General features: G+C 63.8%; 16 protein-coding genes. 3 read left to right on the forward strand and 13 right to left on the reverse strand.

Annotated elements, in window-relative coordinates; all coding sequences use genetic code 11:
* Positions 1 to 2: 2 nt before the first annotated feature.
* On the reverse strand, positions 3 to 314 hold the full coding sequence (locus tag QUH67_RS09220) for a hypothetical protein (RefSeq protein WP_300946362.1): 312 nt from the start codon (positions 312 to 314) through the stop codon (positions 3 to 5).
* 229 nt (positions 315 to 543) lie between these two features.
* On the opposite strand from QUH67_RS09220, the gene QUH67_RS09225 reads away from it, so the two are divergent.
* Both QUH67_RS09225 and QUH67_RS09230 read left to right on the forward strand, forming a co-directional pair.
* Positions 544 to 744 (forward strand): hypothetical protein, encoded by a 201-nt coding sequence (locus QUH67_RS09225; RefSeq protein ID WP_300946363.1) that lies wholly within the window; start codon positions 544 to 546, stop codon positions 742 to 744.
* 912 nt (positions 745 to 1,656) lie between these two features.
* The gene (locus QUH67_RS09230) at positions 1,657 to 1,902 is read left to right on the forward strand and encodes a hypothetical protein (RefSeq protein WP_300946364.1); all 246 of its coding nucleotides are present in this window, start codon (positions 1,657 to 1,659) and stop codon (positions 1,900 to 1,902) included.
* 139 nt (positions 1,903 to 2,041) lie between these two features.
* Here QUH67_RS09230 and QUH67_RS09235 read toward each other — a convergent pair whose 3' ends face one another.
* The 7 genes from QUH67_RS09235 to QUH67_RS09265 all read right to left on the reverse strand — a co-directional run bounded on the left by QUH67_RS09235 (position 2,042) and on the right by QUH67_RS09265 (position 10,649).
* Positions 2,042 to 3,010, reverse strand: a complete 969-nt coding sequence (locus QUH67_RS09235) for an ABC transporter ATP-binding protein (RefSeq protein ID WP_300946365.1) — start codon at positions 3,008 to 3,010, stop codon at positions 2,042 to 2,044.
* On the reverse strand, positions 3,007 to 3,999 hold the full coding sequence (locus QUH67_RS09240) for an ABC transporter ATP-binding protein (RefSeq protein ID WP_300946366.1): 993 nt from the start codon (positions 3,997 to 3,999) through the stop codon (positions 3,007 to 3,009). The genes QUH67_RS09235 and QUH67_RS09240 overlap by 4 nt, the downstream gene beginning before the upstream one ends.
* A 1-nt stretch (position 4,000) precedes the next feature.
* On the reverse strand, positions 4,001 to 4,921 hold the full coding sequence (locus QUH67_RS09245) for an ABC transporter permease (protein ID WP_300946367.1): 921 nt from the start codon (positions 4,919 to 4,921) through the stop codon (positions 4,001 to 4,003).
* On the reverse strand, positions 4,887 to 5,846 hold the full coding sequence (locus tag QUH67_RS09250; protein WP_300946368.1) for an ABC transporter permease: 960 nt from the start codon (positions 5,844 to 5,846) through the stop codon (positions 4,887 to 4,889). The genes QUH67_RS09245 and QUH67_RS09250 overlap by 35 nt, the downstream gene beginning before the upstream one ends.
* A gap of 22 nt (positions 5,847 to 5,868) precedes the next feature.
* Positions 5,869 to 7,665: a peptide ABC transporter substrate-binding protein gene (locus tag QUH67_RS09255; RefSeq protein ID WP_300946369.1), complete on the reverse strand. Its 1,797-nt coding sequence runs from the start codon at positions 7,663 to 7,665 to the stop codon at positions 5,869 to 5,871.
* Between the two features lie 271 nt (positions 7,666 to 7,936).
* On the reverse strand, positions 7,937 to 9,355 hold the full coding sequence (locus QUH67_RS09260) for a M20 family metallopeptidase (protein WP_300946370.1): 1,419 nt from the start codon (positions 9,353 to 9,355) through the stop codon (positions 7,937 to 7,939).
* 94 nt (positions 9,356 to 9,449) lie between these two features.
* Positions 9,450 to 10,649, reverse strand: coding sequence for a multidrug effflux MFS transporter (locus QUH67_RS09265; protein WP_407080449.1), 1,200 nt, complete (start codon positions 10,647 to 10,649; stop codon positions 9,450 to 9,452).
* A 258-nt stretch (positions 10,650 to 10,907) separates the two neighbouring features.
* Here QUH67_RS09265 and hemC point away from each other — a divergent pair, with 258 nt between their 5' ends.
* Entirely contained in the window at positions 10,908 to 11,882 is a 975-nt protein-coding gene (hemC, locus tag QUH67_RS09270) for a hydroxymethylbilane synthase (RefSeq protein WP_300947986.1), read from the forward strand.
* Between the two features lie 5 nt (positions 11,883 to 11,887).
* Here the strand turns inward: hemC and QUH67_RS09275 are convergent, their stop codons facing one another.
* From QUH67_RS09275 to QUH67_RS09295, 5 genes are all read right to left on the reverse strand, one after another.
* Complete coding sequence (locus QUH67_RS09275) at positions 11,888 to 12,361, reverse strand: cyclic nucleotide-binding domain-containing protein (RefSeq protein ID WP_300946372.1); 474 nt, start codon at positions 12,359 to 12,361, stop codon at positions 11,888 to 11,890.
* A 140-nt stretch (positions 12,362 to 12,501) separates the two neighbouring features.
* Positions 12,502 to 12,726, reverse strand: a complete 225-nt coding sequence (locus tag QUH67_RS09280) for a hypothetical protein (protein ID WP_300946373.1) — start codon at positions 12,724 to 12,726, stop codon at positions 12,502 to 12,504.
* Positions 12,727 to 13,037: 311 nt separating this feature from the next.
* Positions 13,038 to 13,838: an SDR family NAD(P)-dependent oxidoreductase gene (locus tag QUH67_RS09285; protein ID WP_300946374.1), complete on the reverse strand. Its 801-nt coding sequence runs from the start codon at positions 13,836 to 13,838 to the stop codon at positions 13,038 to 13,040.
* 1 nt (position 13,839) lies between these two features.
* Positions 13,840 to 14,394, reverse strand: coding sequence for a carboxymuconolactone decarboxylase family protein (locus QUH67_RS09290; RefSeq protein ID WP_300946375.1), 555 nt, complete (start codon positions 14,392 to 14,394; stop codon positions 13,840 to 13,842).
* Positions 14,395 to 14,434: 40 nt separating this feature from the next.
* On the reverse strand, positions 14,435 to 15,376 hold the full coding sequence (locus tag QUH67_RS09295; protein WP_300946376.1) for a hotdog family protein: 942 nt from the start codon (positions 15,374 to 15,376) through the stop codon (positions 14,435 to 14,437).
* Positions 15,377 to 15,397: the final 21 nt, after the last annotated feature.

The following is a 15,397-nucleotide window of genomic DNA, read 5'->3' on the forward strand; positions in this document are numbered from 1 at the left end:
TCTCAGGCGCTCCGCTCGGGAAGATCGCCGAGCAGATTAGACAGCTTGACGGCGAGCTTGCGAAGCCTCGCGTTTTCTTCGAGCAGCACCGGAATGTTGTCGGCTGCCTGCGGCGCTTCGTCGTCGCGAAGTCCGTCGACTTCGTCGAGCAGGGGCGACAGGGCAATGAGAAGTTCGTCGACCGGCGGCGGCGCCAGGATGGTTTCGCGCGCGCTGTTGTCTTCACGCAGCTGCACGACGTTGTCTGCCTGTTCGACATTACGATGCGTATCACGGCGGGCCTGGCTGTCGTGCGGCTTGTATTCGATACTCATGACACATTCCTGTTCACAAGGTGGCCCGGGCGTTGGTTCGGAGAACATTCCTCCATTGAGTCGACGGCAAATTTGCGTCGGAAAAGAAACCGAGGTGAGGCTCGGCCAAAAGGTCACACACCGCGGGAGTCACACGGCAGATCGAATTGGGCCAAATTTTTGACGTATCGCGAACCATTCTGGCGTCCGCGCGGCTGGGGAGCGTGCAAAGTTATTTAGGGGCGTATCGATGACGGATTTCCTGACCAATGCGGATCATTGGCGCAAGCGCGCAGAACAGACGCGGGCATTAGCCGCGAATGCCGTCAAGGACCAGGGGCGGCTGCTCAAGGTGGCGGAAGAGTACGACCGGCTGGCCGCGCACGCCGAACAGCGGCGGATGGCCGCGGTACCGGCCCGCTCCTACGCGCCGGCAAGCGCTGGCGAGTAGATTCTTCGCCACAGAAGCCGTCGACAAACCGGTGTGTTCCGCGCCAATCGTGGCGCGGTCATGCCGTCATGGGCCCAGCGATGCGCCGCCAACCCCAGATGTGTGACCCGTAAAACACAACCCCGAGGCAACGTTCAAAGCATTGTGATCATGCGATTGCCTGTGAATCAACGAATCGCCTAGACCGTTGGCGGGGCTGGGAAGCGGAGAGTGAGTATGAGAGTCGCTTCCTTAGAAAGTGTACTGACGGCGGCTACGCTGGTACTGGCCATCGTCATCGTTCTGTGGGGAATCAAGATTTTCCACGGTGTGTGAGCAGGACGAGCTGCGTCGAGCAGAGACCTCCGTTCAAGAAGGGGCTCGCGACAAAGGCATCACTTCCGCGGCGGCGGAGGCCTTTTCATTTTCAGTTACCGACGCATCGTTCGCCGGAGGCTTTGGCCTTTTCGGCGCGTACCGAGTTTGGTTTACGGCCTGCCGTCAGTTCGGCGCAGGCCGCAAGAGGCATTGGTTTCAGATCCGGCATGCACGTTGGCTATTATTTGATGATCGCAGCGCTCCTTCTCATGGGGCTTGAGGTTCTTTACGCACTTTACCAGCTGGCCACGTTTCTCTAGCGCCCTCGCTGGAATCGTAACCGGGTCTAGATTGTTGTTTTGACGCGTTTTCCTGACGCGAAGGGACGCCTGCTCAGCGGCACGCTTCACTCGAAAGCGCCACAAAGCGCACGCGCGGGCTGTGGCGCCGATCAAGGATTTCTCAAGGTTTGCCGCAATCACGCCGCTTTGGCGCCGGGGTCGCTGCCGCACGCTTCCAATTTTAGTCGCAAAATTGCCCGCCGACTCACCCCATTCTCCGCGCGCGACAACGCGACTGGGGGCTCGTTACGCATTTCAAAATTGGAGTATCATCATGCGAGTAGACCATCCGCAGCTAAATAAGCGAGACCGACGCGCAGAACCCTCATTTTGGGTACAGGAACCGACCGACGACGCTTTTTCACTGCTTGAGAATGCCCTGCGGGGCGACGAGCCCGCCCTTCGCCGCCACGAACCGACCGACGAAGCCCACTCGCTGATCGAAGAGAACGCCCGGCTCCGGGAGCTGCTGTCCCAGCTCTCTGACATCATTCGCAAAAACGGCGTTCACGCGAGATAATGCGACGATCCAATTTCGGCCCCGCCCCGGCAAGAACGGTTTAACCGCAGCCGCGGCGGGGCCGCCGTATTTGATGCCTTATTTCACGACGCCGTGTCGCCCGGCATGCGGCGATGGTCTACGCGGAATGTGCCGCGTTTCACGCCAGATGACACGCCACGAAATGTCCGTCGCTGCCTTGTTTCAACTCGGGCGCGGTTTCACGGCAGCGCGGCTCGGCGATCGGGCAGCGGGTGTGGAAGTGACAGCCGCGCGGCGGGTTCATCGGGCTCGGCACGTCGCCCTGCAGGCGGATACGCTTGCGCTTCGCCCTCGGGTCCGGCACCGGCACGGCCGATAGCAGCGCCTGGGTGTAGGGATGCTGCGGGCGACGATACAGGTCGCTCGCGCTGGCGAGTTCGACGATGCGCCCGAGATACATCACCGCCACGCGGTCGGAGATATGCTCGACCACCGAGAGGTCGTGGGCGACGAACAGATAGGTCAGGTTCAGTTCGGCCTGCAAATCTTCCAGCAGATTGATGACCTGCGCCTGGATCGACACGTCGAGCGCGGAGACCGGCTCGTCGCACACGATGAATTTCGGTTCCACCGCGAGCGCGCGCGCGATCACGATGCGCTGGCGTTGGCCGCCCGAGAACTCATGCGGATAGCGGCGCATGTGCTCGGCCTTGAGCCCGACCTTGACCAGCAGGCTCGCCACGCGATCATCGCGCTCGCTTGCTGAAGAAGTGAGCGCGTGGATGGTAAAGGCTTCGCCGAGGATCGCGCCGACGGTCATGCGCGGATTGAGCGAGGCGAACGGGTCCTGAAACACGATCTGCATGTCGCGCCGCATGGCGCGCAGGTCGCCGCCGGACAGGCCAAGCATGTCGCGGCCGTCAAACATGATCTCGCCGTCGCTGGGTTCGACCAGCCGCAGCACGCAGCGCGCCGTGGTGGACTTTCCGCATCCGGACTCGCCGACCAGCCCGAGCGTCTCGCCGCGATCGACCGCAAACGACACGCCGTCGACGGCGTGCACGCGTCCGACCTCGCGTGACAGCAAGCCGCCCTTGACGGCAAAATGCTTCTTCAGCCCGGTAACCTTCAGCAGGGGTTCGCTCATGCGTGCGCTCCCTGCGTCTCGCCGAGGTGGCAGGCCATGCGATGGCCCGGTGCGACCTCGCGCAGCAGCGGTTCTTCTTCCGCGCAGCGCGCGAAGGCAAATCGGCAGCGCGGCGCGAAGCGGCAGCCGGGCGCGGGGTTGATCAGGATCGGCACCGAGCCGCCGATCGCTTCCAGCCGGGTCTTCTGCGCGCTGTCGAGGTCGATGCGCGGGATCGAACGGATCAGGCCCTGCGTGTAAGGATGGCTCGGGTTTGCGAACAGGCTGTCGACATCGGCCTCTTCGACCACCTTGCCGGCATACATGACGACGACGCGCTGCGCGGTCTCCGCCACCACGCCCATCGCATGCGTGATCAGCATCACCGCCATGCCGAAGCGATCCTTCATGTCCTGCAAGAGATCGAGGATCTGCGCCTGGATGGTGACGTCGAGCGCGGTGGTCGGTTCGTCGGCGATCACGAGCTTTGGCTTGCAGGCCAGCGCCATCGCGATCATGACGCGCTGGCGCATGCCGCCGGAGAACTGGTGTGGATAATCGTGCACGCGGCCGGCGGCATTCGGAATCTGCACCAGCTTGAACATCTCCACGGTGCGGGCAAGTGCCTCCTTGTGCGAGAGGCCCTCATGGCGACGCAGGACTTCGGCGACCTGCTCGCCGACCGAAAGCACCGGGTTGAGCGACGTCATCGGCTCCTGGAAAATGAACCCGATCTGCTTGGCCCTGATATCGTCCAGTTCGTGGCTGCTGAGCGGCACCAGGTCGCGGCCCTCGAACAGGATTTCGCCTGCGACGATGCGGCCGGGCGGCATCGCGATCAGTTTCAGGATCGACATCGCCGTGACGGTCTTGCCGCAGCCGGATTCCCCGACCACGCACAGCGTCTCGCCCTTGTTGAGCGAGATATCGACGCCGTCGACCGCCTGCAGCATGCCGTCGTCGGTGGAGAAGTGGGTCTTCAGGCCCTTGATCTCGAGCAGCGGCGCCATATCAGATCACCCGCCGCGCATCGAGCGCGTCGCGCATGCCGTCGCCGATGAAATTGATGGCGACGACGGCGACGAAGATCGCGCCGCCCGGAAAAAGCGCCCAATGCGCGGCGATGTCGAGAAAGTCCTTGGCGTCGAACAACAGCCGGCCCCAGGTCGGGGTGTCGGGCGGGAAGCCGAGGCCGAGGAACGACAGGGTCGACTCCGCGATGATGGCAGCCGCGACGTCGATGGTGCCGGCGATGATCACCGGCCCCAGCGCGTTGGGCAGGATATGGCGCACCACCTGCCGCAGCGGACTGGCGCCGAGCGCGCGGGCGGCCTCGACAAATTCCTTTTCGCGCAGCGAGAGGAATTGGGCACGCACCAGGCGAGCCACCGGCATCCAGCGCAGGCCGCCGATCACGAGCACGATCAGGATGAAGATGCCGCCCTCGGGCCCGAACACCGCCTTCAGCCCGTCGCGAAACAGGTAGATCAGCAGCAGCAGCAGCGGCAGTTGCGGCAGCGAGAGGAACAGATCGGTCAGCCACATCAGGCCATGCCCGAGCGCGCCGCGCGACATGCCGGCGAGCGCACCGATCAGCGTGCCGATGATGACGGCGACGGCCATCGCGGCGAGGCCAACCGCGAGCGAGATGCGCCCGCCATAGATCATGCGGGCGAGGATGTCCTGGCCGAGATCGTCGGTGCCGAAGGGGTGGGCCAGCGAGGGGCCTTCGAGGCGGGCGTTGAAGTCGATGTCATTGATGCTGACGCGCCAGACGAAGGGGCCGAACACGACGGCCAGCATCAGGACCAGCAGCAGCACCGCGCTGACCACGGCCATCTTATGCCGGCGATAGCGCCGCCAGGTCTCGCGCCAGGGCGACCAGGCCGGCCGCCGCTCAGCGGAGGGAGATGCGAGGGTCAAGCCAGCCATAAAGTACATCCGCGATGAGATTGAAAAGCACGACGAGACAGGCGAAGACGAAAGTCACCGCCATCACCACCGGCGTGTCGTTGGAGAGGATGGAGGAGATCAAGAGCGAGCCGATGCCCGGAATGCGGAAGATCTGCTCGGTGACGATGGCGCCGCCGAACACCGCCGGCATCTGCAGCGCCACCAGCGTGACCACCGGGATCAGCGCGTTGCGCATCGCATGCTTGATGATCACCCGGGGCTGCCCGAGGCCTTTGGCGCGGGCCGTGGTGACGTAATCCAGACGGATCACGTCCAGCATCGCCGAACGCACGAAGCGGGTCATTGAGGCCGCCTGAAACAAACCGAGCACCATCACCGGCATGATGGCCTGCCGAACCTGTTCGACCACCCAGCGGAATCCGGTCGCCTTGATGTCTGACGTGTAGACGAACGGCAGCCAGTCGAGCGTGATCGAAAACAGCAAAATGAACAGCAGGCCGGTGAAGAAGGTCGGCAGCGAAAAGCCGATGAAGGCGAGCGTGTTGGCGACCTGGTCGAAGATCGAGTAGGGCCGGGTCGCGGCGAAGACGCCGACCGGGATCGCGATGCACAGCGCCAATATTTGCGCCGAGCCGATGATATAGAGCGTCGCCGGCAGGCGCTGCAGGATCAGCGTGTCGACGTTCATCCGGCTGACAAAGGAAAATCCCCAGTCGCCGTGCAGCATGGCCGTGATCCAGTGCAGGTAACGCAGGTAGATCGGGTCGTCGAGGCCGAACTTGGCGCGAAGCGAGGCGGCGACTTCGGGCGGCACGTTCGGATTGGTCGCGAGTTCGCTGAAGGGATCGCCGGGCGCCAGCGCCAGCACGATGAACAGCACCAGCGAGATGCCGAGCAGGCTCGGCACCGCGATCAGCAGACGACGCAGCACATACTGGCTCATGAGGGAAAAATCCCGTCAGCGATCAGCCCGTCGCCTCCCGGTACCAGTCGAACAGATTGTCGGTCTCGTTGGCCCAGCCGCTGACTACCGGACGCAAGGTGTTGGCGCAGGCTTCCACTTTCAGGCGGTGCATCACCGGGATGAAGACGACATCCTGCATCATGATTTCGTTGGCCTTGATGTAGAGCGCGGCCCGCTTGACCGCATCCGTTTCGCCCTCGGCCGCATCGACCGCCGCGTCGAAATCCTTGTTGACCCAGCGCGGGAAATTGACGCCCTGCCATTTGTTCTCTTTCGTAGCGACATTTCGCGAATGAAAGCGGCGCATCAGTTGGGAAGGATCCGGCTGACTCATCGGGATCTGGAACATTTCGAGGTCGGCGTAGAATTTGGCGTAGGTGTCGGGGTTGGCGACATCGGAGGAGAAGAACACCGAAGCGACCACCGATTTCAGCTCGACATCGATGCCGGCCTTCTGGCAGGCCTGCTTGACGATGGCCTGGGTCTTCTGCCGCGGGCCGTTGATCGCGGTCTGGTACAGCAGCTTCAGCTTCTTGCCGTCCTTTTCGCGGATGCCGTCCGCCCCCGCTTTCCAGCCTGCATCCTCGAGCAGCTTGGACGCCTTCTCGACGCTGAATTCCCAAGTGGTGTTTTTGGAAACAAACTTCTCAGGGCCGTTGAGGAAGTTGGACGTGACGCGTCCGGCGCGGCCGTAGATCACCTTCTTGACGGCCTCGCGGTCGACCAGCATGGCGAGCGCCTTGCGCACCGCCGGGTCGGACAGCAGCGGATGCTTGGTCTTGATCGAGGAGCGTTCGCCGTCGATCTCGGTATTGGGATCGGTGAAGTTCAGCGCGATGAATTCGGTGTCGCCGCCGACGGCATAGATGGTCTTGCCCTTGCCGCCCTTTTCCAGCCGCAGCAGGATGTCGTCCTCGACCTGGATGTTCCAGCCGAAATCATATTCGCCGGTCTGGATGACGGCGCGCGCGGCCGAAACCGCGTCGCCGCCGCCCTTCATCTCGAGCGTGTCGAAATAGGGGCGGTTCGGCATGTGGTAGTCGGGATTGAGCTCGCCGCGGATGATGTCGCCCGGCTTGAACTCGACGAATTTGTAAGGGCCGGTGCCGACGGGCGCGAGGTTGTTCGGCGCCTCACGGGACTTGGCGCCCTTGTATTCCGCGAACAGATGTTTCGGGATGATGCTGCCGGGCGCGCCGACAAAGGCGTCGGCCCAGAACGGCGTCGGCTTCGTGAAGGTGATCTTGACCGTGAGGTCGTCGATCTTCTCGACGGTGATGTTGCGGTGGACGCCGATGGTCACGGTCGCGGTGGCGGGATCGCGGGCGTATTCCCAGTTGAACACCACGTCATCTGCGTTGAACGGTTTGCCGTCGTGCCATTTGACGCCGGGCTTGAGCTTCCACGTCACGGACATGCCATCGGCGGCCAGGCCACCGTTCTGCAGCGAGGGAATCTCGGCGGCCAGAACCAGCTTCATATTGCCGTCCGGATCCCAGCAGGCGAGCGGCTCGTAGAACAGGCGCGAGCCGTCCTGGTCCTTGGTGCCGGTGGCAAAATGCGGGTTGAGCAGCGTCGGTCCCTGCCACCACAACAGTTTCAGCGCGCCGCCGCCGCCGCGCTTGGTCGGCTTGTAGGCCGAGGGGCTCTCAGCCATGGCGACGCCACCGACCGCCAGAATCTGCGTCGCCATCGGCGCGGTGAGACCGAACGCCAGCATCCGTTGAACGAAGCCGCGACGGTCCATGCGGCCGTCCTTCACCTCGTCGATCATGGTTCGCAGTTCGTGGTCCAGCATCGTCGTCCCCATTTGTTCTGGTGTTTGTGATGCGCCGCCGGGCGGCAGCATGGGTATGTTTCTTCGGTAAGATGGCACACCAAATACCCCGGAGGTCAACGTCTGGCTGTTGGCATCCGGTGGTACGGGGGTGGGTTTTGATTTTTTCTTGGGCAGAAAGTGGCGGCGGCGCTTATCGCTTCGGCAATGCAGCGGTTCCGACGCGGCAAAACCGCGCGGAATCGCACTTTGCACTGCAAAAAATTTCGTCAGGCGGCCGGGTCGTCCTGGATCAGATCCGCGACATGTCCAGCGGCGGCGCGACGCCATCCGGGAGCGGACTAATATAAGGTGTCCGGCTGGTGCGCTTCTTGAGGTCGGCCTGGGCGGCGGCGATCAGCTCCGGTTCGGTCAGCGCCCGGACGCCGAGGCCGGCCATCGCCTTCGCCGCCTGCACCATGGCCTTGTGGGCGTGCGGGCTCTTGCCCTGCGCCACCACCTGCCAGGTGTGAAAGGGCGTGCCGATCGCAACTGTCGGGGCATGGACCTGTACGGTCGGCACCACCCAGCTGACGTCGCCGACGTCGGTCGAGCCGATCTGCGGGTTGCGCTTGGCATCGAGCGGCACGATGAAATCGGCCAGCGGCCGGTCGGTCGGGTCCATGCCGATCGAATAGTAGACGGTCTCGATATCCTTGTCGGTCAGCGTGGACTGGATCTGCTTTGCGAAATCCTTGTCGGTGTCGTCGAAATGCGGCGGGCCGAGGTCTTCCATGATGCCGTGCAGCGCCTGCTCGAGCGGCGTGTTCGGCAGGATGTTGGAGACGGCGGAAATGATCTTCATCTCCACGCTCGTTTCGGTCATCAGCGCCGCGCCCTGCGCGATCTTGTGGACGCGCCCCACCAGCTCGTTCATGCCGGGCAGGTCACGGGCGCGGATCGAATAGCGCACCCGCGCATGGGCCTGCACCACGTTGGGGGCGATGCCGCCGGCGTCGAGCAGGGCGTAATGGACGCGGGCGTCGCTCGGCATGTGTTCGCGCATGTAGTTGACGCCGACATTCATCAGCTCCACCGCATCCAGCGCGCTGCGGCCGAGATGCGGCGAGGCGGCGGCGTGCGAGGTGCGTCCGGTAAAGATGAAGTCGGCGCGCGTGTTGGCGAGCGACGGCGTCACCACGACTTCCCAGAAACTCGACGGGTGCCAGGTGATCGCGATGTCGGCATCTTCGAAGGCGCCCGATCGCACCATGAAGGCCTTTGCCGCGCCGCCTTCTTCCGCGGGGCAGCCGTAATAGCGCACGCGGCCGGGCATCTTGTGTTCGGCGAGCCAGTCCTTCACGGCGGTGGCCGCCAGCAGCGCAGCCGAGCCGAGCAGATTGTGGCCGCAGCCATGGCCGTGGCCGCCGGCTTCCAGCGGGCGAGGCTCGGCGACGCCGGCCTCTTGGCTGAGACCGGGCAGCGCGTCATATTCGCCGAGGAAGGCGATCACGGGCCCGCCTTCGCCCCATTCGCCCATCAGCGCGGTGGGGATGCCTGCAACCTGCTCGGTGATGCGGAAACCCTGATGCTGCAACTCGGCCAGATGTTCGGCGCAGGAGCGCGCCTCGGTATAGCAGACCTCGGGCATCGCCCAGACCCGGTCGGCCAGTTCGACGAAGCGCGGCTTGATCGTATCGATGCCACGCCAGATGTTGCTGCGGTTATCCATCTTCCGGTTTCCAGTTTTTCAAACGCGAAGGGGCGCAATTGTTATCAGCTTCGCCAAATGGTGCCAGCGCGGACGAGGCGATCTGCCATGCCGGTCATGGCTTGAAGCCATGCGGCTGGAACAACCGGCCTTTCTCCACCACCAGCACCACGCCGAGCGCGGCCAGCGAGCAGAGCAGAAAACCGGTGGCGAACGGCACCAGCGTGCCGTCGAAATCCTGGCCGATGGTGGCGCCGATGCCTATCCCGAGCAGCGTGGTGATCGAGCCGTACAGCGAGGCGGCGGTGCCGGCGATATGGCCCTGCGGCTCCATCGCGAGTGCGGTAAAGTTCGAGATCATCAGCCCGAAGGCGAACATCAACAATACCGACAGCACCATGAATAGCGGCAGCGGCAGCACCTGCAGCCTCGCCGCCGCCAGCATGATCGCCGCGATGACCACGTAGCCGATCAGCGCGGTATGGGAGATCACGCGCATGCCGAGGCGGCCGACGAGCCGGGAATTCACGAAGCCCGCGATGGCGGTGCCGACGGCGACGCCGGCAAACGCGAGCGGAAAATAGTGCCCGAGCTGATAGATGCCGTTGAACACCTGCTGTGCGATGAAGATGTAGGCAAACAGCGAGCCCAGCACGCCGCCGGCCACCAGCGCGTAGCCCAGCGTCTGGCGGTGCGTTATGGTCTGGCGAAACGCATCCAGCACCTGGCCGGCGGCAAGCGACCGGCGATTGGCCGGCGCCAGCGTCTCCGGCATGCGCAGCGCACTCCAGATCAGCGTCACCACGCCATACAGCATCAGCACGACGAAAATGCCGCGCCACTGCGCCAGCAGCAGCACGGCCTGGCCGAACGCGGGTGCGACGATCGGCACCGCAATGAAGATCATCATCGCCAGCGAGATCACGCTCGCCATGCGCCGCCCGGCATAGCAGTCGCGCACGATCGAGGTGGCGATCACCCGCGTGGCCGAGGTGCAGACGCCCTGCAGGGCGCGGGCCAGCAGCAGCGTCTCGAAGGAGGGCGCGGCGATCGCGAGCAGGCTGGCGATGCAATAGACGGTCATGCCGCCGAGCAGGATCGGCCGCCGCCCGAACCGGTCGGACAGCGGGCCCATCACGAACTGGCCGAGGCCGAAGCCGACCAGGAAGATCGACAACACCATCTGCGGCCGGTTGGCGGACGTGACGTCGAAGGCGGCCGCGATGTTCGGCAGCGCCGGCAGCATGATGTCCATCGCAAGCGGATTGAGCGCCATGATGGACGCAATCACGATCACGAATTCGGTGAAGCTCATCGGGCGGTGGCCGGAAGCGGCCACGGCGTTGGCGCCGGTATCGGACAAACTGAAAACCCTCTTGTGGGGAGTACCTTATCGATCTTATTGCATCGCACAATCCGCTTTTTGGGAATGGCTGCCCGTCCGCGAGCGGGTCCTGGAACGCCTTACGCAGGCTCGGAGCCAAAGCCGTTGTTCTGATCGGCCGCTTGCTCTATCCCCTAATCGTCAGGCAGCGCACTGCCTTCGAATGGAGCTATCGTGTCGGGACAGATCTTGAAGATCGGCACGCGCAAGAGCGCGATGGCGCTGGCGCAGACCGAAGCGATCGCGCGGATGCTGCGCGCGGCCGATGGCGCGCTCGATGTCGAGATCGTCAAGTTCGAAACCCGCGGCGACCAGGACCAGACCAGCAAGCTGCTGCGCCATGGCGGCAAGGGCGGCGCCTTCGTTGCCGAAATCCGCGAAGCGATGCGCCGCGGCGAATTGCAGGCGGCGATGCATTCGCTGAAGGACGTGCCCGGCAACGAGGAGACGCCCGGCCTGATCCTCGCGGCATTGCTGCCGCGCGACGCCGCCAACGACGCGCTGGTGCTGCGGCCCGGCGTTTCGCTCGACCAGTTTCGGGCTTCCAGGGGCAAGGGTTTCAAGATCGGCACCAACGCGGTGCGCCGCGCCGCCTATCTGCGTCGGCTGTTTCCCGATGCTGAGGTGATCCACTTCCGCGGTGCAGCCGACACGCGCGTGGCAAAACTCGATCGCGGCGACAAGCAGCGGCTGCCCGGCGGCGGCGAGGTGGGGCCGGCGGATGCGCTGGTGATGGCGCGCTCGGGGCTTGAGCGGATCGGGATGGCGTCACGCATCGTCCATGATTTTTCAGTGCGCGAAATGCTGCCGGCGGTGGGGCAGGGCATCGTCGCGGTGGAATGCGTCGAGAACGACTGGCTGACGCGTGCGCGGCTGGCGAAGATCGACGATGCGTCGTCGCGGCTTTGCGCCGAGGCCGAGCGCGAGGTGCTGTGGGTGCTGAACGGCCACTGCAACTCCCCGATCGCCGGCCACGCGACGCTCTCAGGCAACGAGATGGCGCTGACCGCCTCGGTGCTCGACGAAGCCGGTGGCGGTTTCATCGAGGTATCGCGGCAGGGCGCGGCGGATCGTCCGCGCGAACTGGGCCGTGCGGTGGGGCTGGAGTTGCTCGACAAAGGAGCGGCGGAGATTATTGCGCGGACGCGGCCGGACGAGCATTAGCGTCACTAGTTCGCGTTCGCGCTCAGCTCCGAAATGCGCCGGTCGGCGCGGCGCAGCCGCCGGCAGAGTTCGCGGTTGATGTTCTGCAGCACCAGCACATAGGCGTGGATGTCGGACTTGTAGCAGTCGTAGAGGCATCGGGCCGTGAGTTCGTACAATACGGTGTCGCTCTCCGCGACCACTGTGGCCGAGCGGTTCTGCATTTCGATCAGGGTCATCTCACCGAAGAAATCGCCGGGTCCGAGATCCGTCATCCGGATCGAGCGCCCGGATTCGCCGAGCTTGCTCACGACGAGCTGGCCTGCATGGACAACGAACATCGAGCGTCCCGCTTCGCCTTCGGCGACGATGGTCGTGCCGGCGTCAAAGCGCCGTTCCACCAGCATCGAGACCAGCAGATCGAGGCTGGCGTCCGACAGGCCGCCGAAGAACGGCGTGGCTAGCAAAAATGCTTTCAGATCGGGTGAGCTGACAGCCATCGAGGCAATATACCCTCGCTTCCGGCCGCGGCAAGTTCGGAACTCTGGTTGCCACTCAGTCGATGGACCCGTGATATCCACGGAGCTGAGACGTGTTCACTGCAAAATGTCATGTTTCAGGTGCGTGACGTGACGCCGAATCAGGCCGCCAGGTCCTGCAACAGCAGCGACGAGCCGCGAATCAGTACCTTGCGTCCCTTCGCGGTGATGGCGGGCATGTCGTCGTGGACCACGGCTAATCCGAGCGCGACCAGGCCGTCGATCGCAAAGCGGCCCAGCCGCGGCAGTTTGGCTGCCGGCGTCCGCAACGCTTTCAATGCTTCCCACTGGGATGGCGTCAGGTCGTAGTCGAATTCTTCGTTCATGGTGCCTCGGCATTCTTGCGGCACGTGCCACACTTCTGGTGGCGCGTGATATCGGCCGCACGTGAAATTCGTGCGACCGTAACGAGTCGGTATCGCGACGCGCGACGATGCGCAGTCACATCATCGTGTGTCTTGAATCGATTGAATGTGTCGAATCGCACAGTTGGCCGATTAAAAACGCCGGCACAAGCTTGCGTGAGCACGGGCCTTATAAAGGCCGCCCAACCGCCGAGAGGGTTAAAAGCAAGCGACTAATCGAAGGTAAAGATCGGGGGTCGTAGAAACACGTGTTCCCGACCCATCCCACGTTCTCATCCCCGCCTTACGCTCGCGCCGCCGTCCACCGGCAGCGTCACGCCGGTGATGAAACTTGCTTCATCTGACGCCAAAAACAACGCCGCATTGGCGACGTCCCAGCCGGTGCCCATCTTCTTGCGTAGCGGCACTTTGGCGTCGCGCTCGGCCTCGACTTCGGCGCGGCTCTTCTTGAACTCGCGCGCCCGGGTGTCGACCGCCATCGGGGTGTTCATCAGGCCAGGCAGGATGACGTTGGCGCGGATGCCGTATTGCGCGTTCTGGTAGGCGAGCTGTTCGGTGAAGGCGATCATCGCCGACTTGGTCGCCTTGTAAGCCACATAGGGATAGGTGGTGATCGCGGCCATCGAGGAGATGTTGATGATCGCGCCGCTGCCTTGTGCCCGCATGACCGGGATGACGTGCTTGGCCGCCAGCACGCAGCTCTTTAAGTTGATCGCCACGCAGCGGTCGAAGGCTTCCTCCGTGATATCGAGCAGTTCGGCATCGCCGCCGGACAGGCTGACGCCGACATTATTATGCAGGATGTCGATGCGGCCCCAGCGGCCTTTCGCATCCTCGACCATCGCCTTCAGCTCGGCATTTTTGGTGACGTCGGCCTTGAATGCCGCTGCGGTGCCGTCCTTGGCGGCGATCAAATCGACCGTCTCCTGGGCGGAGGCCAGATTGTGATCGACGCACAGCACTTTGGCGCCTTCGCGCGCAAAGGTCAGCGCAGTGGCGCGGCCGTTGCCGATGCCCTCGCCGGGGCTTTGTCCGGCGCCGACGACGATGGCGACACGATCTTTCAGGCGCATTTCATTCCACTCCCGGGATCGGGTACTGCTGCAGTACCTCTTTGTAATAGGGTTCGTTGTCCATTTTCATCGTCGCCAGCACGCGGACGACGGCGCAGTAGAAGGCGATGGTGAGCACCAGGTCGACCATCAGCTCGTCGGAAAGTTCCTGCTTGATCTCGGCGAAGGTCGCCTCCGACATCGCAAGCTCCCGCACCATCTCGCGGGCGCCGCGCAGGATCGCCTTCGCCAGCGGCTCGAGCGTCGAGGGCTTGCCCTCGGTCTCGGCCATCATCCCCTCAATATCCTCGTCGGTGACGCCGAACTCCCGGCCGATCTTCACATGGTGGGTGAACTCGTATTCGGATTTTTCCATCCAGCCGACCTGGAGGATGGCGAGCTCCCGCAAGCGCGGGTCGAGCTTGCTCTGGAAGCGGATGTAGCCGCCGATGCCGTTGAAGGCGCGCGCCATGTCGGGCGAGTTCACCAGGAGCTTGTGCAAATTGGTGTTGCGCTTGAGCATGTCGCGGTATTCGGGGGCGACCTGATCGGCTTCGAGATAGGGCAGGCGGGCCATTTTCTTGTTGTCCTTGTTGGCGATAGCGCATGAAGTTTAGCTAGCCGTAGAGCGCCTTATGCTCCTGCTCGTAATTGGCGTAGGAGTCCTTCAGGCTGGCCATGTTGAGCAGCATGGTTGCGACCGGCGTGTCGTCCTTTGCGAATACCGTCGTGCGCATCCACGCGCTTTCGGTACGGCGGCTGCCGCTCAGCGACACGACCTCGCGCTCGGTGGTGTAGGTTTCGCCCGGGAACAGCGGCCCGCGCAGCAGGCGGATTTCCTGATCGGCGAACAGCCCGACCGCCGGTCCGCGGATCGGCAGCCTGTCCTCGCGCGCGCGGTATTGAAACAGCACGCTCAGCATCTCCATCGGGATGATCGCGCGGCCCCAGGGGTTCAGCTCCTGCGAATAATACGCCGAGGGCTCGGTAATGACCTTCAGCTTCTCGGCCAGCGAAAACGGGTAGAGATCGCCCATGTGCTGGTCGAAATCCATTTTCACCGTCTGGCGCGGCGTCTTCATGCCGACCTTGAGGTCGGCGAGAATGACGGGGTCGGTGAGCGGCTTCAATTCGCCGAGCCGTCGGCTCAACGCAGTTTCCGTGACGTCGCCGACGGAAGCCGTGCCGCGCAAAATCTCGGTGCCGTCGCGCCTGGTCATGCCGATCGCGCAAATCCTCTCGCCCGGCTTCGGCAATTCGAACCAGGCCTGCACCTCCTCGCCCTCGAAAACGGGGTTGCGGTAGTGCGCCGAGAGGCATCCGGTCTCGAACCAGGCCCGGCCCCAGATCCGCTCGCCCAGCGGGGCGAACTGGCTGAAATGGGTCGGGCCTTCGATGGTGCCGCCCTGAAAGCCGAGCTTTTGCGCCGTCGCATCGTCGTGGATCGAGGCGTGGGAGTCGTAGACCTGCGCGTGCAGCATCTGCTTCGGGCTACGCCACGGGCCCACCAGCAAATTGTCGCGCTCCGATAGCTCGGTCGTGAACGCCGGCTCCGTCATCCCTGGTGTCTCCCTTTGCAA

Source organism: Bradyrhizobium roseum (assembly GCF_030413175.1).
GTDB classification, from domain to species: Bacteria; Pseudomonadota; Alphaproteobacteria; order Rhizobiales; family Xanthobacteraceae; genus Bradyrhizobium; species Bradyrhizobium roseum.

Excerpts from the sequence above, each read along its gene's own strand:
- QUH67_RS09240 (WP_300946366.1), bottom strand. The coding sequence starts at position 3,999 with ATGGCGCCGCTGCTCGAGATCAAGGGCCTGAAGACCCACTTCTCCACC.
- QUH67_RS09235 (WP_300946365.1), bottom strand. The coding sequence starts at position 3,010 with ATGAGCGAACCCCTGCTGAAGGTTACCGGGCTGAAGAAGCATTTTGCC.
- QUH67_RS09250 (WP_300946368.1), bottom strand. The coding sequence starts at position 5,846 with ATGAGCCAGTATGTGCTGCGTCGTCTGCTGATCGCGGTGCCGAGCCTG.
- QUH67_RS09290 (WP_300946375.1), bottom strand. The coding sequence starts at position 14,394 with ATGGCCCGCCTGCCCTATCTCGAAGCCGATCAGGTCGCCCCCGAATAC.
- QUH67_RS09285 (WP_300946374.1), bottom strand. The coding sequence starts at position 13,838 with ATGCGCCTGAAAGATCGTGTCGCCATCGTCGTCGGCGCCGGACAAAGC.
- QUH67_RS09275 (WP_300946372.1), bottom strand. The coding sequence starts at position 12,361 with ATGGCTGTCAGCTCACCCGATCTGAAAGCATTTTTGCTAGCCACGCCG.
- QUH67_RS09230 (WP_300946364.1), top strand. The coding sequence starts at position 1,657 with ATGCGAGTAGACCATCCGCAGCTAAATAAGCGAGACCGACGCGCAGAA.
- QUH67_RS09280 (WP_300946373.1), bottom strand. The coding sequence starts at position 12,726 with ATGAACGAAGAATTCGACTACGACCTGACGCCATCCCAGTGGGAAGCA.
- QUH67_RS09295 (WP_300946376.1), bottom strand. The coding sequence starts at position 15,376 with ATGACGGAGCCGGCGTTCACGACCGAGCTATCGGAGCGCGACAATTTG.
- QUH67_RS09255 (WP_300946369.1), bottom strand. The coding sequence starts at position 7,665 with ATGCTGGACCACGAACTGCGAACCATGATCGACGAGGTGAAGGACGGC.
- QUH67_RS09265 (WP_407080449.1), bottom strand. The coding sequence starts at position 10,649 with ATGAGCTTCACCGAATTCGTGATCGTGATTGCGTCCATCATGGCGCTC.
- QUH67_RS09220 (WP_300946362.1), bottom strand. The coding sequence starts at position 314 with ATGAGTATCGAATACAAGCCGCACGACAGCCAGGCCCGCCGTGATACG.
- QUH67_RS09245 (WP_300946367.1), bottom strand. The coding sequence starts at position 4,921 with ATGGCTGGCTTGACCCTCGCATCTCCCTCCGCTGAGCGGCGGCCGGCC.
- QUH67_RS09260 (WP_300946370.1), bottom strand. The coding sequence starts at position 9,355 with ATGGATAACCGCAGCAACATCTGGCGTGGCATCGATACGATCAAGCCG.
- QUH67_RS09225 (WP_300946363.1), top strand. The coding sequence starts at position 544 with ATGACGGATTTCCTGACCAATGCGGATCATTGGCGCAAGCGCGCAGAA.